The organism is Streptomyces turgidiscabies Car8, assembly GCF_000331005.1.
Taxonomy (GTDB): Bacteria; Actinomycetota; Actinomycetes; order Streptomycetales; family Streptomycetaceae; genus Streptomyces; species Streptomyces turgidiscabies.
The window spans coordinates 1-25,102 of sequence record NZ_AEJB01000122.1; the positions used below are offsets into that span (position 1 = coordinate 1).

Below are 25,102 nucleotides of genomic sequence, written 5' to 3' on the forward strand. Positions count from 1 at the left end.
AGCACCATCCCCGCGACCGCCGCCGCCTGCATTCCGTGGGTGTACGCCTCCCTGGCCGCCGTGATCAGCGCGTCTCCCGTGCGCGCCGGGAGCTGGTGGGCCACTGCCAGGGCGCCGCCCAGGGTTTCGTGGGCCGCGGCGGGTGCCGAGGCCGGGATGTCGTGGCGGTAGACCGCCGTACCGATCGAGCCCAGTACGGCCATGCCCAGCGCGCCGCCGAACTCCGCGCCCGTCTCCAGCAGGGAGGAGGCGGCGCCGGCCTTGTCGACCGGGGCGGTGCTCAGGCCCAGGTCCATCATCTGCGACATCACGGTGACGATGCCGGCCGCGAGGACTCCCGCGCCGCCCAGCACGAGCCACATCGAGTCCGTTCCGACCAGGGCCAGCAGACCGTATCCGCAGGCCGCCGTGGTGAAGCCGCCGGCGACGACGTGGGCGCGCTCCACACCCCGCTGGATCATGGCGGCGGAGAGCGGTACGGCGGCGCCGACCAGGACCGTCGGCAGCAGGGCCCACAGCGCGGCCTCCAGGGAGCTCTTGCCGAGCACCGACTGCAGGTACTGCGTGGTGAAGTACGCCGAGCCCATCATCGCGAACGCCGAGATCAGGTTCAGGACGACGGCCGGGCCGAAGCCCCGCCCCCGGAACAGCGCGGGGGAGATGAGGGGTGAGGCGGCCGTGCGCTGGCGCTGTACGAAGAGGTACGCGAAGAACAGGCCGACGGTCACCGACAGGACGTACCGCGTGTGCCAGCCCTCCGACGGGATCTCCTTGAGGCCGTAGATCACGGGGAGGACGGCGGCCATCGACAGGGGGACGCTGAGGAGATCGAAGCGGCCCGGGTTCGGGTTCTTCGACTCGGGGAGCAGGATCGGGCCGAGGACCAGGAGCAGGGCCATCGCGGGCAGGTTGACCAGGAAGACCGAGCCCCACCAGAAGTACTCGACCAGCAGGCCGCTCATCACCGAGCCGAGGGCGACGCCGCCGGTCATCACGCCGGACCACATGCCGATCGCCTTGGCGCGCTGTCCGGGATCCCGGAACATCGTGCGGATCAGCGCCATCGTCGACGGCATCAGGGTCGCGCCGCCGATACCGAGGACCGCGCGGGCCGCGATCAGGGTCTCGGCGCTGTTCGCGTAGGCGGCGAGCAGCGAGCCCGCGCCGAAGGCGGCGGCGCCGACGAGGAGGAGCCTGCGGCGGCCGATGCGGTCGCCGAGCGACCCCATCGTCATCAGCAGGCCGGCCAGGACGAAGGCGTAGATGTCGAAGATCCAGAGCTGCTGGGTGCCGGTCGGCTCCAGGTCGGCGCTGATCGAGGGGACGGCGAAGTAGAGGACGGAGACGTCCATCGAGACCAGCAGCAGCGGCAGCATCAGCACACCGAGCGCGGTCCATTCGCGGCGGCCGGCGCGGAGGCCGGGGGAAGCGGTCGTGCGCGTCGAGCTCGTCGGGTTCGTCGAGTTGGTCATGGCAGTGAATGTACGGGCGTATTAAACGGTTGTCTAGAACGTTCGTGTAATTCGTTTGTCTAGGACGTTCGTATGGATCCCGGGTAGGCTGGGTGTATGGGACATCGCGAGGATCTGCTCGAAGGCGCCAAGCGCTGCCTTCTGGACAAGGGCTTCGTGCGCACGACCGCGCGCGACATCGTCAAGGAGTCGGGGACCAACCTGGCGTCGATCGGCTACCACTACGGTTCGAAGGACAAGCTCCTCGCGGAGGCGTACGTCTCCCTGGTGGAGGGGCTCTCCGACGACTTCACCCCCGCCGCCGGGACGGCCGGCGCGACCGAGCCCGGCTCGCTCGACCGGTTCCAGGAGGTCTGGTCGAACATCATCGACACCATGCAGCAGCCGGACTCCCTGTGGCGTCTGAGCATGGAGATCGTGGCCATGGGAGATCAACTGCCCACTGTCCGCGACCACTTGGCGGAGGCCCAGCGTGAGGCGGGGCGCGGCATCATCCCGCTGTTCCTCGGGGGGAGGGAGGAGGACGTGCCGGAGGACGACGTCGACACCGTCGGGCAGTTCTACAACGCCCTGATGACCGGTCTCATCTGCCAGCACGTCTTCGACCCGACGACGGCACCGACCGCACAGCAGCTCACGGAAGGGTTCCGCCGGGTCATCGCGGCATCCAAGCCCTAGCCCGGCCGGCCGCTCCGGAGCCGCGCCCCCTTCAGCGCCATGTGCAGCAGCAGGCGGTCCTCGCCGTCGTCCAGGTCCAGGCCCGTCAGCTGCTCCACCCGGGACAGTCGGTAGTACAGCGTCTGGCGGTGGATGCCCAGCTCCGCCGCCGTGCGGCCCGCCTGCCCCGCACGGTCGAGGTAGACCTCGGCGGTGCGGGCCAGTTCCTGGTGGGCGGGGGCGAGCAGGGTGCGTACGGCGGGGTCCTGGGCCGTGTCCGGGGGCAGCGCCGTGAGCAGGCGGTACGGGCCGATGGCGCCCCACTCCGCGACCGGGCCGAGGTGGGGCTGGGCCAGGGCCGCGCGGGCCGCCGCCGAGGCCTCCTGCCAGGCGGCGCCCAGACCGGCGAGGCCGGTGCGCGGTGCGCCGACGCCGGCCGCGACCGCGCCCTCCGTCTCCTTCAGCAGCCTTGCCGCCGCCGTGAGCGCCGGAGCGGGTACGTCCGTCGCGCGCAGCCGGATCAGCAGGGCCAGATGCTGGGACGCCGCGCCCCACGGCACCGTGCACACCGCCGTCGCGTGCGGCACCGTACGGGCCGAGGGGGCGTCGTCCGGGTCCGCCGAGGGCCAGGGCGCCACGCACACCACCGCGTGCGGGCCCTCGCCGCGCGCCCCCAGGGCCGTACGCAGCGCCGCCACCGCCATGTCCCGCTGCCAGCCGCGCTCGGCGGTCAGCACCGTCCGGAACTCGCGGGTCAGGTCGGCCCCGGCCTGCGCGTCGTCCGCCAGCAGCGCGCCGATCCGCTCCGTCACCTCCATGGCCGCCGTGAGCTGCTCCGCCGAGGGGCCAGGATCGTCGTCGAGCAGCCAGACGTAGCCGAGAACGACACTCCGATGGCGTACGGGCAGACAGATCCGCCCCCGGTACACCCCCGCCTCCGGGGTGGGCGGGATACGGACCGGGCCGCTCGCGCGCGTGATGCCGAAGCCCTCGAACCAGGCGCGTACCGCCGACGTCGAGCGCCGGGTCAGGATCGAGCGGGTGCGGACCGGGTCCAGCGCCGACGCGTCCAGTTCGCCCTCGCTGTCGTACGCGCCGAAGGCGAGCAGCTCGAAGTCGCGGTTCTCCAGCGTCGCGGGGGCGCCGAGAAGCTCCGAGATGTCGTCCACCAGCTCCTGGTAGTCGCCGTGGTGGTCGCCGCTCGCCTGACTCATGGGGGGATTCTCCCGCACTTCCCCGCCGCCTTCAGACATCTGTATGAGATCCGGGGCACGGATGCGTGACAGCTGTCGATGGCCCACGATCGGAGGAATCCCTAGGTTTCACGGTGGTTCTCCGGTTCTTCGTCTACCGGCTTTTGTGGAGGTGCCCCGTGCTGGGTCCCGTGATTCTCGCCGCCTCGCGCAGCGACCGGATGCGCCGACTGATCTCGGCCGCCCCGGTGACCAGGCCGGTCGTCGACCGCTTCATCCCCGGCGAGACCGTCGACGACGTCGTCCCCATCGTCCAGGACCTCACCGACCGGGGGCTGGAAGTCACCCTGGACGTGGTCGGCGAGGACATCACCACCCCCGAGCAGGCGGCTCACGCCCGGGACGCCTATCTGGAGCTCGTCGAGCGGCTCGGCGAGCTGGAACTGGGTACCCGCGCCGAGATGTCCGTCAAGCTGTCGCTGTTCGGCCAGGCGCTGGCCGACGGCCATGAGCTGGCCCTCGCCAACATCCGGCCCGTCGTCGAGGCCGCCGCCGCGATCGGTACGACGGTCACGCTCGACGCCGAGGACCACACCACCCTCGACTCGATGTTCGCCATCCACGAGGAGCTGCGGAAGGACTTCCCGCAGACCGGCTGCGTCATCCAGGCCTACCTGTACCGCACCGAGGCCGACGCCCGCCGCCTCGCCGAGAGCGGCAGCCGCGTACGGCTGGTGAAGGGCGCGTACAAGGAGCCGGCCGAGGTCGCCTACCAGCAGAAGTCCGAGACCGACAAGGCGTACGTCCGCATCCTGCGCATCCTGATGGACGGCGAGGGGTACCCGATGATCGGGTCCCACGACCCGCGCCTCATCTCCATCGCCCAGGAACTCGCCAGGCGCGCGAGCCGCAAGCCCGACGAGTACGAGTTCCAGATGCTGTACGGGATCAGGAGCGACGAGCACCTGCGGCTCGCCGCCGAAGGACACCGGATGCGCGTCTACACCGCCTACGGGACGGACTGGTACGGGTACTTCATGCGCCGGCTGGCCGAGAAGCCCGCCAACCTCCTCTTCTTCGGCCGCTCGATCCTCACCAAGGGCTGAGACCAACCCCCCGCTCAGTTAAGGAGTCACGGAAGCATGGACGCCGTCACCCAGGTCCCCACCCCCGTCAACGAGCCGGTGCACGGCTACGCCCCCGGGTCGCCCGAGCGGGCCCGCCTGGAGGTCAAGCTCAAGGAACTCGCCGAGAACCCCGTCGACCTGCCGATGACGATCGGCGGCGCGCGGCGCATGGGCGGCGGCGAGCGGTTCGACGTCGTGCAGCCGCACCACCACAAGGCCCGCCTCGGCACCTACGCCAACGCCACCCAGCAGGACGCCCAGGACGCGATCGACGCGGCCCTCGCCGCCGCGCCCGCCTGGCGTGCGATGTCGTTCGACGACCGTGCCGCGATCATCCTGCGCGCCGCCGAACTGCTGGCCGGCCCCTGGCGCGAGACCCTCGCCGCCTCCACCATGCTCGGCCAGTCGAAGACCGCCCAGCAGGCGGAGATCGACTGCCCCTGCGAACTGGTCGACTTCTGGCGCTTCAACGTCAAGTACGCGCGCGACCTGCTCGCCGAGCAGCCGCCCGCCAACTCGCCGGGCGTCTGGAACCGTCTCGACCACCGCCCGCTCGAAGGCTTCGTCTACGCGATCACCCCCTTCAACTTCACGGCCATCGCGGGGAATCTGCCGACCGCGCCCGCCCTCATGGGCAACGTGGTGGTGTGGAAGCCGTCGCCGACGCAGACCCACTCCGCCGTGCTCCTCATGCGGCTCCTCGAAGAGGCCGGGCTCCCCAAGGGCGTCATCAACCTCGTCACCGGTGACGGCATCGAGGTCTCCAAGGTGGCCCTGGAGCACCGGGACCTGGCCGGCATCCACTTCACGGGGTCCACGAAGACCTTCCAGCACCTGTGGAAGACGGTCGGCGCGAACATCGAGAAGTACCGCTCGTATCCGCGGCTCGTCGGCGAGACCGGCGGCAAGGACTTCGTCGTCGCCCACCCGAGCGCCGACCGGGCGGTCCTGAAGACGGCTCTCACACGCGGTGCCTTCGAGTACCAGGGGCAGAAGTGCAGCGCGACCTCCCGCGCCTACATCCCGGCCTCCATCTGGAACGACGGCTTCCGCGAGGAATTCGCCGCCGAGGTCGACCAGTTGACCATGGGTGACGTCACCGACCTCAGCAACTTCGTCGGCGCGGTCATCGACGAGCGCGCGTTCGCCAAGAACAGGGCCGCCATCGACCGTGCGAAGTCCGACCCGACGTGCACGATCGTGGCGGGCGGTTCCTACGACGACTCGGTCGGCTACTTCGTCCGCCCGACGGTCGTGGAGTGCACGGACCCGGCCAACCCGGTCTTCACCACCGAGTACTTCGGCCCGTTCCTCGCCGTGTACGTGTACGACGACAGCTCGGCCGACAAGTACGACGCCATGCTGACCCAGATGGAGTCCGTGTCCGACTACGCGCTGACCGGCTCGGTCGTCTCGGGTGACCGCGCGGCAGCCGCGTACACGATGGAGAAGCTGCGCTACGCGGCCGGCAACTTCTACATCAACGACAAGTCGACCGGCGCTGTCGTCGGCCAGCAGCCGTTCGGCGGGGGGCGCGCCTCCGGCACCAACGACAAGGCGGGCGCCCCGCAGAACCTGATGCGCTGGACCCTGACCCGCGCCATCAAGGAGACCCTGGTCGCGCCGACCGACTACACGTACCCGCACATGGGCTGACGGCTCACGGGTGAACGACGCCGGGCCCGCACCCACACGGGCCCGGCGTCCGTCATCACCCCTTCTCGCAGGTCGTCCGGCCCGGCTGCCAGCGGCAGGCCAGTGCGGCGAAGCCGCCGTCCGCGACCACCGGTACGGCGAGCGTGGCGCCGCCCCGTACGACGTGTGCCTCGCGCACCAGCCCCGCCGGACCGTCCGTCACCGTCTCCACCAGCCAGCGGCCGGCGCCAAGTCGCAGCGGTACGTCCGCTGTTCGCGCCGCTCCCGCGAAGGTGCCGCCGATGAACCAGCGCCCGTCCGCCGCCCGTCGGGCCAGTACGGCGGAGCGGCCCGGGTCGCCGGTCAGCAGCCGGGTCTCCTCCCAGCGCCGGGGCAGCTGCTCCAGATAGCGGCGGGCCTCCGGGCGGGCCTCGTACGACTCCGGGGTGCCGGAGAGGTTCTGGATGCCCGACTCGTACAGCACCGTCAGGCCCAACTCACCGGCGTCGGAAGCCACGTTGGGGCGGGCGGGGCGGTGGAAGGCGCCCGGGGTGAAGTCCATCGAGCCGATCGCGTTACGGGTGAAGGGGAGCGAGGCGAGCTGCTCGGCGGTGTTGTTGCGCTTCTCCTCGCCGCCCACGCCCTCCATCGTCATGACCTGCGGCCAGGTCCGCTGAACGCCCTTCGGGATCGTCGAGCCATGGAAGTTGACGAGGAGATGGTGCCGGGCCGTCGCTTCCAGGGTCTCGTCGTACCAGCGCATCCGGTCCTGGGACTCCGAGTCCATGAAGTCGATCTTCACGCCCTTGACGCCCCAACTCTCCAGCGTGCCGAGCCACTTCTCGCGTTCCGCCGGGTCGGTGAGCAGGGTGTAGTGCAGCCAGACCTGGACGCCGACACCTTTCGCCGCCGCGTAACGCACCAGCTCCGGCATCCAGTTGTCCGTCTGCCAGTCGGGGTCGATGACGTCCCACTCCCCGGGCTTGTAGTACCAGCCCGCGTCGACGACCTCGTACGGCCAGCCCCGCTCGGCCGCGTAGTCGACGTACGCCTTCTGCGCGGCCAGACTCTGCCCGGCGGTCTTGCCGCCCGCGAGCCAGGTCCACAGGGCGGGGCCCGGCTTGATCCACGACGTGTCCCGGACCCGGGAGGGCGCGGCGAGGTCGTCGACGAGGGTCGACTCCGTGACCGTGGCCAGGTCGCCGGTGACGACGGTGCGCCAGGGGGTGGTCAGGGTGCCTGTCGTCCTGACCGGCTCGTCGTTCCAGAGGTTCACCTTGTACGTCGGTGAGCCGGCCTCGTGCGTCAAGTGGGCGCCCGAGTAGCTGCCGTTGAGGTCCGACTCGGCTATCAGCGCATAGCCGCCGGGGGTGTTGAAGAGGGCCTGCATCGAGTAGCCGCCCGCCGGGGCCGTGGCCGCCGACTCGTAGCGTTTGAAGGGGAGTTCGTTGTCGGCGCGGTAGGCGTTGACGACAGCGCCGGTGTCCGGGGGGAGGGTGAAGGCGGAGGCCTCGCGCAGGACGTCGCCGGTGGTGCGCGGCAGGGTGTAGCGGTAGGCGACGCCGTCGGGGGCCACCCGTACCACCAGGTCGAGACGGGCACCCTCGGCGGTCCGGAACCGGAAGCGGGACTCGGTCATCCGGGCAACCCGCTTACGGGACTTGCCGGTTGTCTGGGTGTACCGCTCGGTGACCGTGCGTGTGGTGCGGCTCGCTAACTCCAACCCCTTGGACAAGTCGGCCTGTTCGGTGACCAGGCCCAGGGGGGAGGGGGCGATGACCTGTTTTCCGGAGCGTCTCACCGTGAGCGTCGGGTGGTTGTCGGCCGGGTCCAGTGCGACGACAGCCGTGGGGGAGCCGGGCGAGGCTTTCACCTCCCAGGCCGCCGACGTTCCGGGATGCCCTGGCGCGGCTGCCTCGGCGGGCAGTGCTGTCACGGCGGTGGCGAGCAGGGCGGAGCAGAGGGTCAGCGCGATCGACATGAAGTACCCCTTCAGTCGTCAGTCATCCGATGACTGCGAGGCTGGTGGGTGAGGATAGGGCTGTCAAGGTGTCGTGCAGAGCCATGTACCTGTTTTAGGTCGGATCAATGGGGTGTCGATGGTTCGGAATACTGGGACCATGGCCCCGCTGCTGCGCACCGCCCACACCGCTGACCTCACCCCGGTCGAACTCGCCGCCGTCCGCGCTCTCCTGGACGCCGCCTTCGACGACGGCTTCGATGAGGAGGACTGGGAACACGCCCTCGGCGGCCTCCATGTCCTGGCCCACGACGGCACCGGTCTCCTCGCCCACGGCTCGGTCGTCATGCGCCGCGCGCTGCACCGGGGCCGCTGGCTGCGCGTCGGCTATGTGGAAGCGGTCGCTGTCCGCGCCGACGCCCGCCGTCGTGGCCTCGGCGGGCAGGTGATGGGCGCGCTGGAGCGGTACGTCGACGGCGGCTACGACCTCGGCGCGCTGTCCGCGAGCGCCGACGGCTCCGCCCTCTACGCCGCCCGGGGCTGGCAGCTGTGGCCGGGGCGGATCAGCGCCCTCGGTCCGGCTGGTGTCGTCCACCTGCCGGAAGGGGAGGGCGGCGTCTTCGTCCGTCCTGCCGATCCCGGTTCGCTCGATCCCTCGGAGGGGCTGGTCTTCGACTGGCGGGACGGCGACGTGCTCTGAAGGTAAAAGGCCAGGTCAGCCGGGTGTGACCCAATCGACCGTCTCAGATAGTAGGAAGTCCGAGTAATTGTGGAGACAGATGCCCTGTCCTCCCCTAGCTTTGTAGAAGCCGAACGTCTCGCCAGACCAGGCGAATGACGGCCGTGAGCCGGTGCCCCGCGCAGGCAACCCCTGCGGTACCGCTGCTCCCCGTCCAATCCGGCGTCTCGAATCCCCCCTGCCGTACTCCCGGATTCCTTGAAGGAGTCGATTTCCCATGGCCGAGACGACCGTCCGCCGCCGAGTCCGCCACGTCTCCCCGACGAGCGAGTCCGACCGCAAGAACGCCGCCGCAGCCCTCCAGCGTGCCCTCGACCGCCGGGACAACGGCGGCCAGACAGGTCACTGAGGGCGGCTCACCGGCTGTTCGCTAGCCGCGCCGCACCTCGAAGTGGTCGATCCGCTCCCCGCTCTGCGCCAGCGCGGAGACCGTGAGCCGGGGAGCCGTGCCCGGTACGCCGGCCGCCGCCTCCACCGAGAGGAACGAGTAGCCGGTGTAGCGCACGCGCGACCACTCCACGGTGTCCTTGTGCCGGTCCTGCGACTTCGTCCAGTGGTAGCTCTCCACCGACTCCCGGTCGGCGACCTTACCCTCGAAGCTGTCCTTCACCCCGTAGGGGAAGCCGTACAGGCTCTGACCCGCGCCGCCCGCCGTGACGTACACGGTGCCGTCGCGGGTCGGGTCGGTCGACGCGCCGACCGGTACCCGCCTGCCGACCCGGCCGCCCCTGAGGGCGTCGGTCCGCTCGTAGACATGGTTGTGGCCGTTGATCACCAGGTCCACCTGGTGCTTGTCGAAGAGCGGCAGCCATGCGTCCCGTACACCGCCGTCGGAGGCGTGCGTGGACGTCGAGTACGTGCAGTGGTGGAAGAAGACCACGACGAAGTCGATCGTGTCCGACGCGCGCAGCTCGGTCAGCCGCCGGTCCAGCCACGCCGTCTGACGGCCGCCCGTGTGCCCGAAGTTCGCGGGGATCTCGTACGACACGTCGTTCGCGTCCAGCGCCACGACGCCGACGTTGCCGTAGGTGAACGAGTAGGCGCCCGGGGTGTTCTCGGCGTCGAACCCGTTGTCCGGAAGCGACCAGCGGGCCGACTGGCCGCCGTACCCGTTCGGTGAGTACCAGGCCTCCATGTCGTGGTTGCCGGTCGTCACCATCCACGGCACCGACCTCGCGACCGTCTCCGTCTGCTTCAGGAACAGATCCCAGGCGGTCGGGTCGTAGCTGTCCGACTTCTCGCCGTGGCCGGTGACGTCCGCGTAGCAGATGTCACCCGCGTGCAGATGGAAGGCGGGGTTCCGGCCCAGGAGCCCCCGGTCGTTGGCCAGTGCGTCGGGGGTGACGCCCTGGTCGCCGAAGGCCGTGAACACGAAGCTCGCCGGGGCGGTCGCGGGCGCGGTGCGGAACGTGGCGAGGGTGGCGCTGTGCGCGCGGGACGCCGGGTCGAAGTCCTCGTGGCCGACGCCGTAGTAGTACGTCGTCCCGGGGCGCAGTCCGTCGAGGGCCGCGTGCACGTAGTACTGGTCCAGGTCGAGGCGTACGCCCGTCACCCCCGGCGTGTGCAGCGGGCGGACCTCGGCCTCGATGCGGCGGCTCAGGTCGCCGGGCGTCGGCCCGATCCGGACGTACGGCTTCCTGACGGCGAACGGGACCTGCCAGGAGATCCGCATCTGGGTCTTCGGGTCGGCGCCGAAGGCGAGATGGCGGCCGAAGGGCGTGACGGCGGAGCCGGGGACCTTGCTGGTCGCCGGATTCGCCGTCCCCGTGCTCGACGAACAGCCGGTCAGCAGACCGCCGCCGGCCAGCGCACCCGCCGTCACCAGCGCGCGGCGCCGGGTGAGCCGCGCCCGCAGATACTCGTACTGCTCCGCCATGCTCATCCGGCGGGCCAGCTGGGGCGGAATGCCGACGTCGGGGGTGTCCGGAGGACTGTCCATGGAGGGGAACCTCCCAGCAATTCCCGACGTCCGCCAAACGTACAGGTGAACGCCGGTCGAAGAGCGGACGGTTCCGCTCGTCCCGCGTCCCGCTGCTGTCCGTATCGCGGACACGGCATGTCATCCCATGGGACCCGGAGTACGGTGCCGGTATGTCTCGCAGCCTCAATCTCGCAGTGATTCCCGGTGACGGCATCGGCCAGGAGGTCGTGGCCCAGGGGCTGAAGGTGCTCTCCGCCGTCCTTCCGCAGGATGTGAAGCTGGAGACCAAGGAGTTCGACTTCGGCGCCCGGCGCTACCACGCCACCGGTGAGACCCTCACCGCCGCCGACCTCGACGCCCTCAAGAAGCACGACGCCATCCTGCTCGGCGCGATCGGTGACCCGAGCGTGCCCTCCGGTGTCCTGGAGCGCGGCTTCCTGCTGAAGCTCCGCTTCGCCTTCGACCACCACGTCAACCTGCGTCCGTCGAAGCTCCTCCCCGGTGTGGCCACCCCGCTGGCCGGACAGCCCGCGATCGACTTCGTGGTCGTCCGCGAGGGCACCGAGGGCCCGTACACCGGCAACGGCGGCACCATCCGCCAGGGCACCCCGCACGCGGTCGCCACCGAGGTGTCGCTGAACACCGCCTTCGGTATCGAGCGAGTCGTCCGCGACGCCTACGCCCGCGCCCAGGCCCGCCCCCGCAAGAAGCTCGCGCTCGTCCACAAGAACAACGTGCTCGTGCACGCCGGTCACCTGTGGACGGACATCTTCAACACGGTGGGCCAGGAGTTCCCCGACGTCACCACCGAGTACATGCACGTGGACGCGGCGACGATCTACCTCGTCACGCAGCCCGAGCGCTTCGACGTCATCGTCACCGACAACCTGTTCGGCGACATCATCACCGACCTCGCCGCGGCCGTCTCCGGCGGCATCGGCGTCGCCGCGAGCGGGAACATCAACCCGTCCGGCGAGTACCCCTCGATGTTCGAGCCCGTCCACGGCTCGGCCCCGGACATCGCCGGTCAGGGCAAGGCCGACCCCAGCGCCACCGTGCTGTCCGTCGCCCTCCTGCTGCGCCACCTCGGCTACGAGGCCGAGGCCGTCCGTATCGAGGACGCGGTCACCGCCGACCTCGCGGAGCGCGGCACCACGACCCGTACGACCGAAGAGATCGGCGACGCCCTCGCCGTACGAGTAGCCGGCTGACCCGCGGCGCTCCCATCGAAGTCTTTCGAACATTTCGAAGCCGTCGGGTCGCATACCGCACCCGGCGGCTTCTCTTATGTCCCCGCCGGGTGTCACCATCATCCCCTGGGTCGCATTCACGCCCTTTTCGTCCATGGCCCCCTTCGCGCGATAATCGAACGCGGAGCCACGGACCGAGGGAATGCTCGGACGTCCTAACACCGGCCGCTTCGGTACGGCGGCCGTACGGGCGTGAGCGCGGCCCGTCACACACGAAACCGGTGAAGGACACCCACTCATGACGACGCCCACGATCGAGCTCAAGCCCTCGGCCTCGCCACTTTCCGGCGCGGAGCGCGAGGCGATCCTGGCCAGCCCCGGCTTCGGCCGCCACTTCACCGACCACATGGTGACGATCCGGTGGACCGAGGGCCGCGGCTGGCACGACGGCCAGCTCGTCCCGTACGGCCCGCTCTCCATCGACCCCGCGAACATGACCCTGCACTACGCGCAGGAGATCTTCGAGGGCCTCAAGGCCTACCGCCGCCCCGACGGCTCCGTCGCCACCTTCCGCCCGGAGAAGAACGCCCTGCGCTTCCAGCACTCCGCGCGCCGTCTCGCGATGCCCGAGCTGCCCGTCGAGACGTTCATCGACGCCATCGACGCACTCGTGCGGCAGGACACCGACTGGGTGCCCGCGCACGGGGGCGAGGAGTCCCTCTACCTGCGCCCCTTCATGATCGCCACAGAGGTCGGCCTCGGCGTGAAGCCGGCCAACGAGTACCTGTTCCTGGTGATCGCGTCCCCCGCCGGCGCCTACTTCCCCGGTGGCGTCAAGCCCGTCTCCATCTGGCTCTCCGAGGACCGCGTCCGCGCCGTCCCCGGCGGCATGGGCGACGCCAAGACCGGCGGCAACTACGCGGCCTCCCTCCTCGCCCAGGCCGAGGCCGCGGAGCAGGGCTGCGCCCAGGTCTGCTACGTCGACGCGGTCGAGCACAAGTGGATCGAGGAACTCGGCGGGATGAACCTGTACTTCGTGTACGGGGACCGGATCGTCACCCCCTCCCTCACCGGCTCCATCCTGGAGGGCGTCACCCGCGACTCGCTCCTCACCGTCGCCCGCGACCTCGGCTACACCGCCGAGGAGGGCCGTATCTCCGTCGACCAGTGGCAGCGCGACGCCGAGAACGGCACGCTGACCGAGGTCTTCGCCTGCGGTACGGCGGCCGTCATCACCCCCGTCGGCACGGTCAAGCGCACCGGCACCGAGTGGCAGCAGGGCGGCGGCGAGCCCGGCAAGGTCACCCTGCGACTGCGCGAGGCACTCCTCGACATCCAGCGCGGCACGGCGGAGGACAAGCACGGCTGGATGCACCAGCTCGGCTAGGACCTGCCTGCCCAGGTGTCCATCTGCCTGCCTGTCCACCTGCCCATCTACCTGTCCGGGCGATCGATCTGCGGGCCGGTGTCTCCTGAACGGTCCCGCCCCGCGCCGCACGACAGGCTCTAGGCTCGGGGCGTGGATCGCAGCAGTGGACAGTCCGGCGCCCCGTTCGTGGGCGAGGCTCCGGGCGAACTGTCGCCCCGGACGGCGCGGGCGCTGTGGTGGGGGTCGGCCGGGGCGGTGCTCGCGGTCCTGGGTACCCCGGTGATCGTCGTAGGCGTGGAGCACGGCCGGCGGCTGCCCGTAGCCGTGGGCCTGGTGCTCGCGCAGGTCTGCGTTCTGAAGTGGCAGGTGCGGGCCCCGGCCGCCGTTCTGGCCGTGAACGCGGTGACGGGGCTCGCGGTCTGGGCGCTGCTGCCCGCGGTGACCCTGACGGGCGCGCTGCTCGCCGCGCAGGTCACGCTGTGCGTGCTGTCGGCCACCGGGCCGCGCCGGGTGTCGGTACGGGCGCTCGCGACGATGTGCCTGCCCGCCCCACTGGCGTTCGGGGCGGGCGGCGCTCCGGGGCTGGTCATCTTTCTGCTGACGGTCGTCCTGGCGTGGACCGCGGGTCAGTGGCGCAGGGCGCAGCAGGAACGGATCAGGGCGGAGACGCGCCGAGCGGTGGTGGAGGAGCGCGCGCGGATCGCGCGCGAGGTGCACGACATCGTGGCGCACACCCTGTCGGTGATGGTCATTCAGGCGGGCGCCGCCGACGACGTGTTCACCGAACAGCCCGAACAGGCCCGTCGGTCGCTGCGGGCCATCGAGACGGGCGCCCGCTCCGCACTGGGCGAACTGCGCCTGCTGCTGCGCGCCTTCCGCCCTGATGACGAGCACTGCGCGTCCGGGGAGCAGCGCGAGCCGGGGCCCTCGCTCGCCCGCCTGGACGAACTGGCCGACACGGTGCGCGCGACCGGGATGACCGTGCACGTGCGGTGCGAGGGCGCCACCGACGGGCTGCCGGCCGCGGTGGATCTGGCGGCGTACCGGATCGTCCAGGAGGCCCTCACCAACACGCTTCGGCACGCCGCCGGCGCGGACGAGGTGAGTGTGCGCGTGACGGTCGAAGCGGAGTGTGTGCGGGTCACGGTGGTCGACAACGGGCGGGCGCCGCAGGGCCGTTCGGCCACGGCGGGACAGGGGCGAGGTCTGGTGGGGATGAAGGAGCGCGCACGACTGGTGGGCGGCAGCCTGCGTGCCGGTCCGCCGGCCGGAGGCGGCTTCGAGGTGGCGGCACGGCTGCCGGTGGAAGGCGCGCTGTGACGACGCGCGTGGTGGTGGCCGACGACCAGGTCCTCGTCCGTACCGGATTCCGCATGATCATCGACGCCCGGGACGACCTGGAGGTGGTCGGTGAGGCGTCCGACGGCCAGGAAGCGGTGCGGCTGACGCGGGAACTGACACCCGACGTGGTGCTGATGGACGTACGCATGCCCGTCCTCGACGGCATCGAGGCGACCCGGCGGATCGCGGAGTCGGGCAGTGGAGCCCGGGTGCTCGTGCTGACGACCTGGGACGTGGACGCGCATGTGGTCGCCGCGCTGCGGGCCGGGGCGAGCGGCTTCCTGCTGAAGGACATCCGGCCCACCGAACTCGTCGACGCGATCCGCCTCACCGCGCGCGGCGACGCACTGCTCGCCCGCGACGTCCTGGCCTGTCTGCGGCGCGTGGAGGTCTCCCGCCTCCTGGCCGCCCAGGACACCGACCAGCAGCCCGCGCACACCACCCTGTTGCTGCCGGGCGACCCCGGGGAGGCGATCGCCGCCGGCCGCTTCCATCACGTCCCCGTCCTCATCGGCAACAACCACGACGAGGGCAACGGCTGGGCCGCCGGGATCATCCAGGCCGGCTATCCCGTCACCCCCGACACCTGGCCCGACGTGGCGGCCACCTTCTTCCCGTCCCCGGGGCAGGCGCAGGCGATCGTGCGCGAGTACCCGGTGCACCGTACGGACGGGGGCCCGGTGTTCGGCGCGGTCATCGGCGACGCCGACTTCGCCTGCCCGACGGCACGCACCGACAGCCTGCTCTCCGCCCAAGTACCCGTCTGGCGGTACGAGTTCGCCGACAAGCACGCCCCACCGCTGACCCCGGGCAAGCCGCCGTTCCCGCTCGGCGCACCGCACGCGAGTGAACTGCCCTACCTCTTCGACCTGGGCGGACGTCCCCGCGACCTGACAACCGCACAGCACCGGCTGGCCGACACCATGATCGACTACTGGACCCACTTCGCCCACACCGCCGACCCGAACGGCCCGTCATCACCCCACTGGCCCCAGGGCACGGTCCTGACCCTGGCGCCGGACCACGTCGTACCCACCCCGACGACGGGGCAGCTCCGGCACCACTGCGCGTTCTGGGACACCCGCTGAGCCTGTGGTCTGTCTTCTGGCGATCCTGGAGGTGGCGCGGGCAGAGTGAGCGACATGACAGACAGTTGTGGCCCTCTTCCCTCAGACATGGACGACCGCCAGGCGATCGAGCACATCCTCGGCCGTCCCTTGAGCCAGACATGGCCGACGGGAGCACTGGCACCGGGCAGCCGGGTCACGGTCGTTCGCGCTCAGGACCGGGACGGTCCCTGGCAGGTCGAGTTCGCTGGAACGATCGACGCGATGAGCGCACCCGAACCCAACGAGCATGCCCAGGCGCTCAAGGGCGAGCTGCTGTACTGGGTCGCTTTCGACACGCCGCAGTACGACAGCAGCGGGGACGGCCCCTATCGCAAGGCCCAGATCTGGGGTCGCTATCTGAGGGCCACGCCTGAGCACGACGCATAGACGTCCCGCGGGTATGTCGCTGCGCTCGAATCGTCCGTCGCACCAGGTCGTTCACCTGCGGATTCGCCGGACAGTGGCCCAGTTCCAGGGCCAGTTCGACTCATCGGTAGCCTTCAGCCTCATGATGCGCGCCTGGCTCCTGCCGATGCTGTTCGTTCTCGTCGGCTCACTCGTCGCGGCTGGGCGGATCGCCGACGGGGGCCCCGGCGCAGCCGCCGCCCCGCTGCTGTTCTTCGGGCTGCTGGCAGGCGTGAACTCGCCTCTGCTCTTCCCGAGGTCGGTCAGCGCGCAGGAGGCACAACTCCGCAGCGCGGTCGACGGCCGGCCGGTCGTCTTCTGGCGCCCCGGCTGCACGTACTGCATGCGGCTGCGCATCCGGCTGGGCCGCAGCGCCCGCCAGATGCACTGGGTCGACATCTGGCGGGACCCGGCCGCGGCCGCAGTGGTGAGGGCGGCCAACGGCGGCAACGAGACCGTGCCGACCGTCATCGTCGCGGGCCGGCCGCACACCAACCCCGCTCCTGCTTGGGTGCGCGAGCAACTCTCCCGTTCCATGTGATCGGGACGCAGCGGAGGTCAAAGACACAAGCTCAGCTTGTCGTTCAACGACTTCGCTGACTTCGCTCGGTGATCAGTCCCATGCGTTGAAGAGCAGCCCGCCCAACGTGGTGATGCCGTAGTAGCGGACCTGGCGCCATTCGTTCTGTGCAAGCACCGAGGTGTCCACGTCGGAGAGTGGCGTGGCGAGCCGCTCGCTGCTCAGAACCACGAAACCCGCGTCAGCGAAAACAGAGGCCCACGATGGAGAGGGCAGGAACTCTTCGCCGTACCAATTCCGACGCTCTTGAGCGAAGGCGATCCAGGGGTGATGGGCGTGACACAGAATGACGCTCTCACCAGTGCGATCGACGATTGACGCGGTGTGGAAGGTCAGGGGGTATTCCTGGCCCTCGAACTCTCCCACCTGGCCTTCGACGACTCGGGCCGCAGCGTACAGAGCGGCTCGGAACGCCCGCACATCGGTATCCGGAAGCGGTCCGTCCTTCGGCAGGAAGAAGCCTGTCGCACCCCGTGGCAGCGTGAAGCTCGTGTTCCCTCCGTTGACCATGTCGCTCATCCTGCCCGTTGCGGGACTCACGCGGTTGGCGCAGGTGCTGTCGATTCCACCGTCCCGCACCCCACTACGACCTGGGCAGGACCTTCAGAAATCCGAGACCCTGAAGGCCATCGCAGACGCGGTAGATCCTGGTGGACGAGGAACAAGCTGAGGCGGTGTCACCTCGTCCGTCACTTCCGAGAGCACCGTCGTCGTGTTCGAGTCGGTGTCACCCGATCCGGTGAACGGGGAACACCTGCGGAGTAACAGGCGTCTTCCTGGGGGCAGTTCACCGAGAAGCTCACTCACGGGGGAACCAACCATGCGCACATACAGGACCACGCACAAAAACACCTACGGGACAGGACATCGTCGCGCCGCAATGGCGGTCGCCGTCGTCGCGGCCGTCGCCTCGGCGGCGCTCAGCGCTCCCACGGCGGGCGCCGCGCCCAGGGTGCCGTACACCGAGCCGATCAGCGTCACTCCTGCGGGCGAGGCGGGGAACGGTGAGACGCGGCTCTCCGTCATCAGTCGCAACGGCCGCCACGTCGCGCTGAGTTCGGACGCCGAGGATCTGGACCCCAACGTGCCGCATGGCGGCATGTACGTACGAGATCCGCACACCGGAAAGCTCCGATTCGCGGGATTCGGCGGCCTGTTGGCGGTTCTGAACGACGGCCGCCACGTCTACGTCCAGTACGTGGCGCCCGCCGAGGACACCGACGTGTGGATCGACGGCCTCGGCACGGGCAAGCGGGTGGGCTTCGGCATCGAGATTCCCGAAGGGTTCACCGGGCAGCCCTCCGAGGTGTCCGTCAGCCCCAACGGCCGCTACGCGGTCTACACGCTCCAGGAGACCGCCCAGAACAACAGCAGCGTCGTCTTCCTGCGTGACCGCGTCGCCGGCACCACCCAGCGGATCAGCCACCCCAAGCCGACCTGGGAGGCACGCAACGCCTTCCAGCCGACGGTCAGCGACGACGGACGCCGTGTCGTCTACCAGTACAACTACATGAACGGCCCGCGCGGCGACGACTGGGGCGACGTCTGGATGTACGACCGCACCACCCGCAAGCACACCCAGATCGACCGCTCCCACGACGGCTCAGCCACCGAGAAGGAGTCCCTGAACCCGTCCATCAGCGGCAACGGCCGCACGGTCGTCTTCGAGTCCCGCGACACCCACCTGGTCCCCGGCGACACCGACGCCAGCTGGAACGTGTTCGTGCACGACATCCGCACCGGCAAGAACCGCCGTATCCACGGCACCCAGGGCGGCCCCGGCGAGGTCTACACCCGGGGCGCCGCGATCAGCGCCGACGGCCGCTACCTCACGTTCACGTCGGAGGTGACGGAAGCCGGCAGCCGGTACGGCAAGGAGTACCCCGTCTATCTGCGGGACCTGAAGAGGGGCACCACCACCCTGGTCACCCCCGACACCACCGGCGGCACCGCGACCGCCGAGGTCCTGCCGGGCCGTATCGCCGACGGCGCCCGCCGTATCGCCTTCCAGTCGTCCGACCCGACCCTGATCCCGGCCGGCGACACCAACGACGGCGCCGACGCGTTCGTACGGCACCTGCGGTGATCAGCCCAGTGATCAGCCCAGTGCTCGCATCCTGAGACGGAGGGTGAGCACGGGGGCGGTCTGTGCCAGACTGCCTCCGTGCTCTCGTTCGCCACGATTATTGGCAGCAGGCGCGCCGGTCCGCAGTGACCGCCTCGTACTACCCGGTACGGGCGGCCATCGTCGTCTTCGACCCGCGCGCAGACCTCTCGCACCCGCGAGGGGTTTTTCGCTTTTCTGGCCCACCTTCAGCCGGAGAAGGAGCGCGAGGGATCATTGGGGGACGGTGGAGCCGGTCATTCCGGTACAGACCGAGATCGACATCCTCAGGAGCCTTGAGATCATGACGGAACCCAGCGAACTCGACGACTCGTTCCACGTCTTCGACACCACCCTGCGCGACGGCGCCCAGCGCGAGGGCATCAACCTCACCGTCGCCGACAAGCTGGCCATCGCACGGCACCTGGACGACTTCGGCGTCGGCTTCATCGAGGGCGGCTGGCCGGGCGCCAACCCGCGCGACACCGAGTTCTTCGCCCGCGCCCAGCAGGAGATCGACTTCAAGCACGCCCAGCTCGTGGCCTTCGGCGCCACCCGCCGGGCCGGCGGCAAGGCGAGCGAGGACCCGCAGGTCAAGGCCCTCCTCGACTCCGGCGCACCGGTCGTCACCCTGGTCGCCAAGTCCCACGACCGGCACGTCGAGCTGGCGCTGCGCACGACCCTCGACGAGAACCTGGAGATGGTCCGCGACACCGTCGCCCACCTGCGTTCCCAGGGCCGCCGCGTCTTCGTCGACTGCGAGCACTTCTTCGACGGCTACCGCGCGAACCCCGAGTACGCCAAGGACGTCGTCCGGGCCGCTTCCGAGGCCGGCGCCGACGTCGTCATCCTCTGCGACACCAACGGCGGCATGCTCCCGGCCCAGGTCCAGGCGGTCGTCGCCACGGTCCTCGCCGACACCGGCGCCCGCCTCGGCATCCACGCCCAGGACGACACGGGCTGCGCGGTCGCCAACACCCTCGCCGCCGTCGACGCGGGCGCGACCCACGTCCAGTGCACGGCGAACGGCTACGGCGAGCGCGTCGGCAACGCCAACCTGTTCCCGGTCGTCGCGGCCCTGGAGCTGAAGTACGGCAAGCAGGTCCTCCCCGACGGCGCGCTGCGCGAGATGACCCGCATCTCCCACGCCATCGCCGAGGTCGTCAACCTGACGCCGTCCACGCATCAGCCGTACGTGGGAGTCTCGGCCTTCGCCCACAAGGCGGGCCTGCACGCCTCGGCCATCAAGGTCGACCCCGACCTCTACCAGCACATCGACCCCGAGCAGGTCGGCAACACCATGCGGATGCTGGTCTCCGACATGGCGGGCCGCGCCTCGATCGAGCTCAAGGGCAAGGAGCTCGGCGTCGACCTGGGCGACGACCGCGAGCTGGTCGGCCGGGTCGTCGCACGGGTGAAGGAGCGCGAGCTGCAGGGTTACACCTTCGAGGCGGCCGACGCGTCCTTCGAGCTGCTGTTGCGCGCGGAGGCCGAGGGCAAGGCCCGTACGTACTTCGAGGTCGAGTCCTGGCGTGCGATCGTCGAGGACCGCCCCGACGGCAGCCATGCCAACGAGGCCACGGTCAAACTCTTCGCCAAGGGCGAGCGCATCGTCGCCACGGCGGAGGGCAACGGCCCGGTCAACGCCCTCGACCGCGCCCTGAAGGTGGCCCTGGAGAAGATCTACCCCCAGCTGGCCAAGCTGGAGCTGGTCGACTACAAGGTCCGCATCCTGGAGGGCAAGCACGGCACGCAGTCCACGACCCGTGTCCTCATCTCCACCTCGGACGGCAAGGGCGAGTGGTCGACGGTCGGTGTCGCCGACAACGTGATCGCCGCGTCCTGGGAGGCACTGGCGGACGCCTACACGTACGGGCTGCTGCGGGCGGGTGTGGAGCCCGCGAAGTAGGGCGACTCGATCCGGGCAAAGTGGCGCGAGGCCTGTTCGGCATCTTGACGGTCCCGAGGGGCACTTGTTGACTCGCGGCGTGTTCCCAGCCGTGAGTCCACGCGAGGTGTTCAGGTGGGTGCACGGATTCAAGGACTCCGAGAGCCGAGGGAAGGTCCATGCGCCGAACCGCCCTGCTCGTCTGCGCCACTCTGCTGACCGGGTTGCTGCCCCTGGCCGTCGCGGGTACGGCGGCCGGGGCGGACGACCCCGCCCCCGTCCCGGTGGACCGCTTCGAGGGCGAGGTGCCCTTCGCCTCCCCGCCCGCCGGGGGCATCTTCACCTGGGGCGGCGACAGCGACGACCCGCCCCGACTCGCCCTCACCGAACGGGCGGACGCTCCTGAAGGCGCCAAGGTGCTCACCGGCACCTACGACATCAGCGGCTACGGCGGCTTCACCCACGACTTCGCCTTCGCCGAACCGGCTCACGACTGGTCGGCGAGCAAGGGCATCCGCTTCTGGTGGGACGGCCGTGGCAACGGCAGGAAGGTCAGCTTCGAGCTGAAGGACGGCGGCGCCAACGGCGAGGCCTCCGAACTCTGGACGACCTCCTTCACCGACGACTTCACCGGCTGGAAGCGGATCGAGCTGCCTTTCACCGACTTCGTCTACCGCACGGACTACCAGCCGGTCGGCGGCATCGACCAGATCCTCGGCCTCACCGAGACCTGGGGATACGCGCTCACCCTCCCCGTAGGGATCAGCGGCCAGTTCGCCATGGACGGCGTCGAGTTGTACGGCAGGGCGGACCAGTCACTGCGTGCGTCCGTCACCACCGACTCCGCCGTGTACCCGGTGAAGGAGGGCGGCACGGCGAAGGTCCGCGTCACCGTCGGCACGACCGGTTCCGCCCCGCTGACCGACCCGGTGACGGTCACGTACGAGACGACGGCCGGCGGCACGGCGTCGGACGGCGCCGACTACCCGCCCGTCCAGGGCGAGTTCACCTTCCCGGCGGGTACCGCCTCCGGCACCTCCCGCACGATCCAGGTTCCCACCCGGAAGGACAGGGCGGCGGAACCGGCGGAGACGATCCCCCTCAAGCTCACGGTCACCGGCGCCAGGGCCCCGGCCGAGACCCCGAGGATCGTCATCGACGCCCACGGACTCCCGTACCTGAACGACAAGTTGCCGGTGAAGCAGCGGGTCTCCGACCTTCTCTCCCGGATGTCACTGGCGGAGAAGGCCGGTCAGATGACGCAGGCCGAGCGCGGAGCCGTCGCGGCGACACCCGGTGACATCGCCTCCTACGACCTCGGTTCGCTGCTCTCGGGCGGCGGCTCGACGCCGACGCCGAACACCCCGGCGGCCTGGGCGAAGATGATCGACGGCTTCCAACTCCGGGCGCAGGCAACGCGGTTCCAGATCCCGTTGATCTACGGGGTGGACGCGGTGCACGGTCACAACAACCTGGTCGGCGCCACGATCCTGCCGCACAACATCGGCATCGGGGCCGCCCGCGACCCTCAACTCGCCTACGGAGCGGGGAAGGTGACGGCGGCCGAGGTCCGCGCCACCGGCATCCCCTGGGACTTCGCCCCCTGTCTCTGCGTGGCCCGTGACGAACGCTGGGGGCGGACGTACGAGTCGTTCGGCGAGGACCCGGCGCTCGTCGAATCGATGGAGACGGTGATCCAGGGTCTCCAAGGGCGCGCGAACGGAGGGGAGTTGAAGCGAAACGACAAGGTCCTGGCCACCGCCAAGCACTTCGTGGGCGACGGCGGCACGACATACGGCTCATCCACCACCGGCTCGTACACCATCGACCAGGGCGTCACCAAGGTCACCCGGCAGCAGCTGGAGGCGGTCCACCTGGCCCCCTACCAGGACGCCGTCGACCGGGGAGTCGGCTCGGTCATGCCGTCCTACTCCTCCCTCGACATCGCGGGGGACGGCCAGGGACCGGTGAAGATGCACGCCCGCGCCGACATGATCGACGGCGTGCTGAAGGGCCGTATGGGCTTCGACGGCTTCGTCATCAGCGACTGGCAGGCCATCGACCAGATTCCTGGCGACTACGCCTCCGACGTCCGTACGTCCGTCAACGCCGGCCTCGACATGATCATGGTTCCGTATGCCTACCAGGACTTCCGTGCCACCCTCGTCGCCGAGGTGAACGCCGGCCGGATCAGCACCGGGCGGATCGACGACGCCGTGTCCCGCATCCTCACCCAGAAGTTCAAGCTCGGCCTCTTCGAGAAGCCGTACGCCGACACGAGCGGAGCGGCGGACATCGGCTCGCCCGAACACCGAGCTGTGGCACGGCAGTTGGCGGCGAAGTCCCAGGTGCTGCTGAAGAACGAGCGCGGCCTGTTGCCGCTGGACAAGTCCCAGAAGGTGTACGTCGCCGGGTCCGACGCCGATGACATCGGCAACCAGAGCGGCGGCTGGACCATCACCTGGCAGGGCTCCTCCGGAGACATCACCGAGGGCACGACGATCCTGGAGGGCATGCGCAAGGCGGGCGGGGACATCACCTACTCCAAGGACGCCTCGGCTCCGACCAGCGGTTATGACGTGGGTGTGGTGGTCGTCGGCGAGACCCCGTACGCCGAGGGCGTCGGAGACGTCGGCAACGGCAACGACCTGGAGCTGAGCGACGCCGACAAGGCAGCGGTCGACAAGGTGTGCGCGGCGATGAGGTGCGCGGTGCTGGTGGTCGCCGGGCGCCCCCAGCTCGTCGGCGACCGGCTCGGTGACATCGACGCCCTGGTCGCCTCCTGGCTGCCGGGCACCGAGGGCGACGGCGTCGCCGACGTGCTCTACGGCAGGCGCGCGTTCACCGGCCAACTCCCGCTCACCTGGCCGAAGTCGGAGGCTCAGCTGCCGATCAACGTGGGTGACGCGACATACGATCCGCAGTTCCCGTACGGCTGGGGACTCACGACGAGGACCAAGGTCGCGGCAGGTGGGGACAGGACCCTGAAGGCGCTGGCGGTCGCGGCGGCCGTCGCCGAACGGTCCCACGACGGGAAGGCGGGACGCGCGGCAGTCACCGAGGCGCGGTTGATCGTGCAGGCGAAGATCGGCGGGCGGATCACCTCGGCCGCCGCCAAGCCCTTCGCCGACGCCGACCATCTGCTGCTGACCGGACGGTACGGCGCGGCCGTGGCGAAGCTGAGGGCCGCGTACCGGGCGGCCTGACCAGGGGGTGACAGCGGTCCTGGTGGGAACCAGGGAGGGGCAGGAGAAACGGGAGCCTCACCAGGACCGATGTCCGTTTCTACCCCCTTTCGGGTAGCTTCGGAGATATGAAGGCCGTAGTGGTCCGCCCCCTCGTACGCCTGCTGCTGGTGCCCTTCGTCGTGACACTCGCGGTGCTCGCCCTGCTCACGGCCGCCCCCGGGGCGCACGCGGCCACGGACCTCTCCAAGGTCGCCGAGGCACTGCGCGCGGGCCCGGTGTACGTGGACCCGGCCGCCTCCGACCTGCTGTCCGCGTCCGACGCGGACGCGCTCGCCGCCAAGATCAAGGACGCGGACAAACCCGTCTTCGTGGCCGTCCTCCCGGCCGACTACCCGACAGGGAACCTCTTCACGAACCTCCGTACGGAGACAGGCGTCACGGGTCTGTACGCCGTCCGCCTCGGCGACCGATTCGACGCGCGGGCCGACGGCAGTGTGCTCAGCCGCTCGTCGGTCGGCAACCTGGTAACGGCGGTCCAGAGCGCGGGCGACACGAAGGCCCAGGTCAACGACTTCGTCGACGCGGCCCTGCGCGGCACCGTCGGCGGTTCGGCGCCCGCCACCTGGAGCGGCGGCTCGGGCGGTGGCGGCGGGGTGGACGCGGGGCCGCTGATCACCACCGGCGCGGTACTGGCGGCCGGCGGCGCCGGCGCGTACGCACTGGTCCGGCGCAACCGGCGGCGGCACGAGGAGGAGCGGCGGGCCGCGCTCGCCAAGCTGACGGTCGTCGTCGACGAGGACATCACCGCGTTCGGCGAGGAACTGGACCGGCTCGACTTCCACCCGGCCGAAGCGGGCGCCGACGACGCGATGCGCGCGGACTACGAGCGGGCGCTGGACGCGTACGAGAAGGCGAAGTCGCTGATGGCGGCCACGAGGCGCCCGGAGGAAGTGCGCGCGGTGACCCAGGCACTGGAGGACGGCCGGTTCTCCCTTGCCCAGCTGGCCGCCCGCCGCGAGGGCCGTCCGCTGCCCGAACGCCGGGGCCCCTGCTTCTTCGATCCGCGCCACGGCCCCTCGGTCGCCGACGCGACCTGGACACCGGCGGGCGGCGCACCCCGCGAGGTCCCGGTCTGCGCCGCCGACCGCGCCCGTCTGGCCGACGGCCTGGACCCCGCCTTCCGCGAGGTGGAGACCGCGTCGGGCCCCCGCCCCTACTGGGACG

The 25,102-nt window shown here is 70.3% G+C and carries 19 protein-coding genes and 1 pseudogene; 15 read left to right on the forward strand and 5 right to left on the reverse strand.

Annotation, left to right across the window (positions count from 1 at the left end; genetic code table 11):
- Positions 1 to 1,472 (reverse strand): MFS transporter (locus STRTUCAR8_RS07340; protein ID WP_006374900.1); only part of this gene is annotated, 1,472 nt, incomplete at its 3' end.
- A 96-nt stretch (positions 1,473 to 1,568) separates the two neighbouring features.
- Between STRTUCAR8_RS07340 and STRTUCAR8_RS07345 the strand changes: the two genes are divergently transcribed.
- The gene (locus STRTUCAR8_RS07345) at positions 1,569 to 2,150 is read left to right on the forward strand and encodes a TetR/AcrR family transcriptional regulator (protein ID WP_006374902.1); all 582 of its coding nucleotides are present in this window, start codon (positions 1,569 to 1,571) and stop codon (positions 2,148 to 2,150) included.
- Here STRTUCAR8_RS07345 and STRTUCAR8_RS07350 read toward each other — a convergent pair.
- Positions 2,147 to 3,343, reverse strand: a complete 1,197-nt coding sequence (locus tag STRTUCAR8_RS07350; RefSeq protein WP_006374895.1) for a PucR family transcriptional regulator — start codon at positions 3,341 to 3,343, stop codon at positions 2,147 to 2,149. The genes STRTUCAR8_RS07345 and STRTUCAR8_RS07350 overlap by 4 nt on opposite strands.
- A gap of 158 nt (positions 3,344 to 3,501) precedes the next feature.
- On the opposite strand from STRTUCAR8_RS07350, the gene STRTUCAR8_RS07355 reads away from it, so the two are divergent.
- The gene (locus tag STRTUCAR8_RS07355; RefSeq protein WP_006374892.1) at positions 3,502 to 4,428 is read left to right on the forward strand and encodes a proline dehydrogenase family protein; all 927 of its coding nucleotides are present in this window, start codon (positions 3,502 to 3,504) and stop codon (positions 4,426 to 4,428) included.
- Positions 4,429 to 4,464: 36 nt separating this feature from the next.
- The gene (pruA, locus tag STRTUCAR8_RS07360) at positions 4,465 to 6,105 is read left to right on the forward strand and encodes an L-glutamate gamma-semialdehyde dehydrogenase (protein ID WP_006374889.1); all 1,641 of its coding nucleotides are present in this window, start codon (positions 4,465 to 4,467) and stop codon (positions 6,103 to 6,105) included.
- A 55-nt stretch (positions 6,106 to 6,160) separates the two neighbouring features.
- Here pruA and STRTUCAR8_RS07365 read toward each other — a convergent pair whose 3' ends face one another.
- Complete coding sequence (locus STRTUCAR8_RS07365; RefSeq protein ID WP_006374898.1) at positions 6,161 to 8,065, reverse strand: glycoside hydrolase family 97 protein; 1,905 nt, start codon at positions 8,063 to 8,065, stop codon at positions 6,161 to 6,163.
- A 139-nt stretch (positions 8,066 to 8,204) separates the two neighbouring features.
- Between STRTUCAR8_RS07365 and STRTUCAR8_RS07370 the strand changes: the two genes are divergently transcribed.
- Together STRTUCAR8_RS07370 and STRTUCAR8_RS55085 are read left to right on the forward strand one after the other, a co-directional pair.
- Positions 8,205 to 8,744, forward strand: a complete 540-nt coding sequence (locus STRTUCAR8_RS07370) for a GNAT family N-acetyltransferase (protein ID WP_006374899.1) — start codon at positions 8,205 to 8,207, stop codon at positions 8,742 to 8,744.
- Positions 8,745 to 9,000: 256 nt separating this feature from the next.
- On the forward strand, positions 9,001 to 9,132 hold the full coding sequence (locus STRTUCAR8_RS55085; RefSeq protein ID WP_006374903.1) for a hypothetical protein: 132 nt from the start codon (positions 9,001 to 9,003) through the stop codon (positions 9,130 to 9,132).
- A gap of 21 nt (positions 9,133 to 9,153) precedes the next feature.
- On the opposite strand, the gene STRTUCAR8_RS07375 is transcribed toward STRTUCAR8_RS55085, so the two are convergent.
- Entirely contained in the window at positions 9,154 to 10,722 is a 1,569-nt protein-coding gene (locus tag STRTUCAR8_RS07375) for a purple acid phosphatase family protein (RefSeq protein WP_006374897.1), read from the reverse strand.
- Between the two features lie 152 nt (positions 10,723 to 10,874).
- Here STRTUCAR8_RS07375 and STRTUCAR8_RS07380 point away from each other — a divergent pair, with 152 nt between their 5' ends.
- The 6 genes from STRTUCAR8_RS07380 (at position 10,875) to STRTUCAR8_RS07410 (ending at position 16,659) form a co-directional block, all read left to right on the forward strand.
- Positions 10,875 to 11,915: a 3-isopropylmalate dehydrogenase gene (locus STRTUCAR8_RS07380; RefSeq protein ID WP_006374891.1), complete on the forward strand. Its 1,041-nt coding sequence runs from the start codon at positions 10,875 to 10,877 to the stop codon at positions 11,913 to 11,915.
- A gap of 277 nt (positions 11,916 to 12,192) precedes the next feature.
- The gene (locus tag STRTUCAR8_RS07385) at positions 12,193 to 13,281 is read left to right on the forward strand and encodes a branched-chain amino acid aminotransferase (protein WP_006374888.1); all 1,089 of its coding nucleotides are present in this window, start codon (positions 12,193 to 12,195) and stop codon (positions 13,279 to 13,281) included.
- Positions 13,282 to 13,413: 132 nt separating this feature from the next.
- Positions 13,414 to 14,583: a sensor histidine kinase gene (locus STRTUCAR8_RS07390; protein WP_006374894.1), complete on the forward strand. Its 1,170-nt coding sequence runs from the start codon at positions 13,414 to 13,416 to the stop codon at positions 14,581 to 14,583.
- Positions 14,580 to 15,692 carry a response regulator gene (locus STRTUCAR8_RS55090; RefSeq protein WP_006374890.1) on the forward strand — a complete coding sequence of 371 codons (1,113 nt, stop codon included), beginning with the start codon at positions 14,580 to 14,582 and terminating at the stop codon, positions 15,690 to 15,692. Before STRTUCAR8_RS07390 ends, STRTUCAR8_RS55090 begins: the two co-directional genes overlap by 4 nt.
- Before the next feature lie 87 nt (positions 15,693 to 15,779).
- Positions 15,780 to 16,100 carry a ferrous iron transport protein A gene (locus STRTUCAR8_RS07405; RefSeq protein ID WP_241784679.1) on the forward strand — a complete coding sequence of 107 codons (321 nt, stop codon included), beginning with the start codon at positions 15,780 to 15,782 and terminating at the stop codon, positions 16,098 to 16,100.
- Between the two features lie 121 nt (positions 16,101 to 16,221).
- Positions 16,222 to 16,659 (forward strand): glutaredoxin domain-containing protein, encoded by a 438-nt coding sequence (locus STRTUCAR8_RS07410; protein ID WP_044471794.1) that lies wholly within the window; start codon positions 16,222 to 16,224, stop codon positions 16,657 to 16,659.
- A 72-nt stretch (positions 16,660 to 16,731) separates the two neighbouring features.
- Here STRTUCAR8_RS07410 and STRTUCAR8_RS07415 read toward each other — a convergent pair whose 3' ends face one another.
- Positions 16,732 to 17,217, reverse strand: coding sequence for a hypothetical protein (locus tag STRTUCAR8_RS07415; protein WP_100247507.1), 486 nt, complete (start codon positions 17,215 to 17,217; stop codon positions 16,732 to 16,734).
- 301 nt (positions 17,218 to 17,518) lie between these two features.
- Here STRTUCAR8_RS07415 and STRTUCAR8_RS07420 point away from each other — a divergent pair, with 301 nt between their 5' ends.
- The 4 genes and pseudogenes from STRTUCAR8_RS07420 to STRTUCAR8_RS07435 form a co-directional block, all read left to right on the forward strand.
- Positions 17,519 to 18,784 carry a TolB-like translocation protein gene (locus STRTUCAR8_RS07420; protein WP_107117888.1) on the forward strand — a complete coding sequence of 422 codons (1,266 nt, stop codon included), beginning with the start codon at positions 17,519 to 17,521 and terminating at the stop codon, positions 18,782 to 18,784.
- 322 nt (positions 18,785 to 19,106) lie between these two features.
- Positions 19,107 to 20,711, forward strand: a complete 1,605-nt coding sequence (gene cimA / locus STRTUCAR8_RS07425; RefSeq protein ID WP_044471795.1) for a citramalate synthase — start codon at positions 19,107 to 19,109, stop codon at positions 20,709 to 20,711.
- 158 nt (positions 20,712 to 20,869) lie between these two features.
- Positions 20,870 to 23,896, forward strand: a complete 3,027-nt coding sequence (locus STRTUCAR8_RS07430) for a glycoside hydrolase family 3 protein (protein ID WP_006374885.1) — start codon at positions 20,870 to 20,872, stop codon at positions 23,894 to 23,896.
- Between the two features lie 107 nt (positions 23,897 to 24,003).
- Positions 24,004 to 25,102: pseudogene (locus STRTUCAR8_RS07435) on the forward strand (hypothetical protein); the annotation flags it as partial.

Coding starts and splice junctions, on each gene's coding strand:
- STRTUCAR8_RS07385 (WP_006374888.1), top strand. CDS start 12,193: ATGACGACGCCCACGATCGAGCTCAAGCCCTCGGCCTCGCCACTTTCC.
- STRTUCAR8_RS07420 (WP_107117888.1), top strand. CDS start 17,519: ATGCGCACATACAGGACCACGCACAAAAACACCTACGGGACAGGACAT.
- STRTUCAR8_RS07430 (WP_006374885.1), top strand. CDS start 20,870: ATGCGCCGAACCGCCCTGCTCGTCTGCGCCACTCTGCTGACCGGGTTG.
- STRTUCAR8_RS07345 (WP_006374902.1), top strand. CDS start 1,569: ATGGGACATCGCGAGGATCTGCTCGAAGGCGCCAAGCGCTGCCTTCTG.
- STRTUCAR8_RS55085 (WP_006374903.1), top strand. CDS start 9,001: ATGGCCGAGACGACCGTCCGCCGCCGAGTCCGCCACGTCTCCCCGACG.
- STRTUCAR8_RS07380 (WP_006374891.1), top strand. CDS start 10,875: ATGTCTCGCAGCCTCAATCTCGCAGTGATTCCCGGTGACGGCATCGGC.
- cimA (WP_044471795.1), top strand. CDS start 19,107: ATGACGGAACCCAGCGAACTCGACGACTCGTTCCACGTCTTCGACACC.
- STRTUCAR8_RS07410 (WP_044471794.1), top strand. CDS start 16,222: ATGATGCGCGCCTGGCTCCTGCCGATGCTGTTCGTTCTCGTCGGCTCA.
- pruA (WP_006374889.1), top strand. CDS start 4,465: ATGGACGCCGTCACCCAGGTCCCCACCCCCGTCAACGAGCCGGTGCAC.
- STRTUCAR8_RS07375 (WP_006374897.1), bottom strand. CDS start 10,722: ATGGACAGTCCTCCGGACACCCCCGACGTCGGCATTCCGCCCCAGCTG.
- STRTUCAR8_RS07370 (WP_006374899.1), top strand. CDS start 8,205: ATGGCCCCGCTGCTGCGCACCGCCCACACCGCTGACCTCACCCCGGTC.
- STRTUCAR8_RS07350 (WP_006374895.1), bottom strand. CDS start 3,343: ATGAGTCAGGCGAGCGGCGACCACCACGGCGACTACCAGGAGCTGGTG.
- STRTUCAR8_RS07415 (WP_100247507.1), bottom strand. CDS start 17,217: ATGAGCGACATGGTCAACGGAGGGAACACGAGCTTCACGCTGCCACGG.
- STRTUCAR8_RS07365 (WP_006374898.1), bottom strand. CDS start 8,065: ATGTCGATCGCGCTGACCCTCTGCTCCGCCCTGCTCGCCACCGCCGTG.
- STRTUCAR8_RS07405 (WP_241784679.1), top strand. CDS start 15,780: ATGGACGACCGCCAGGCGATCGAGCACATCCTCGGCCGTCCCTTGAGC.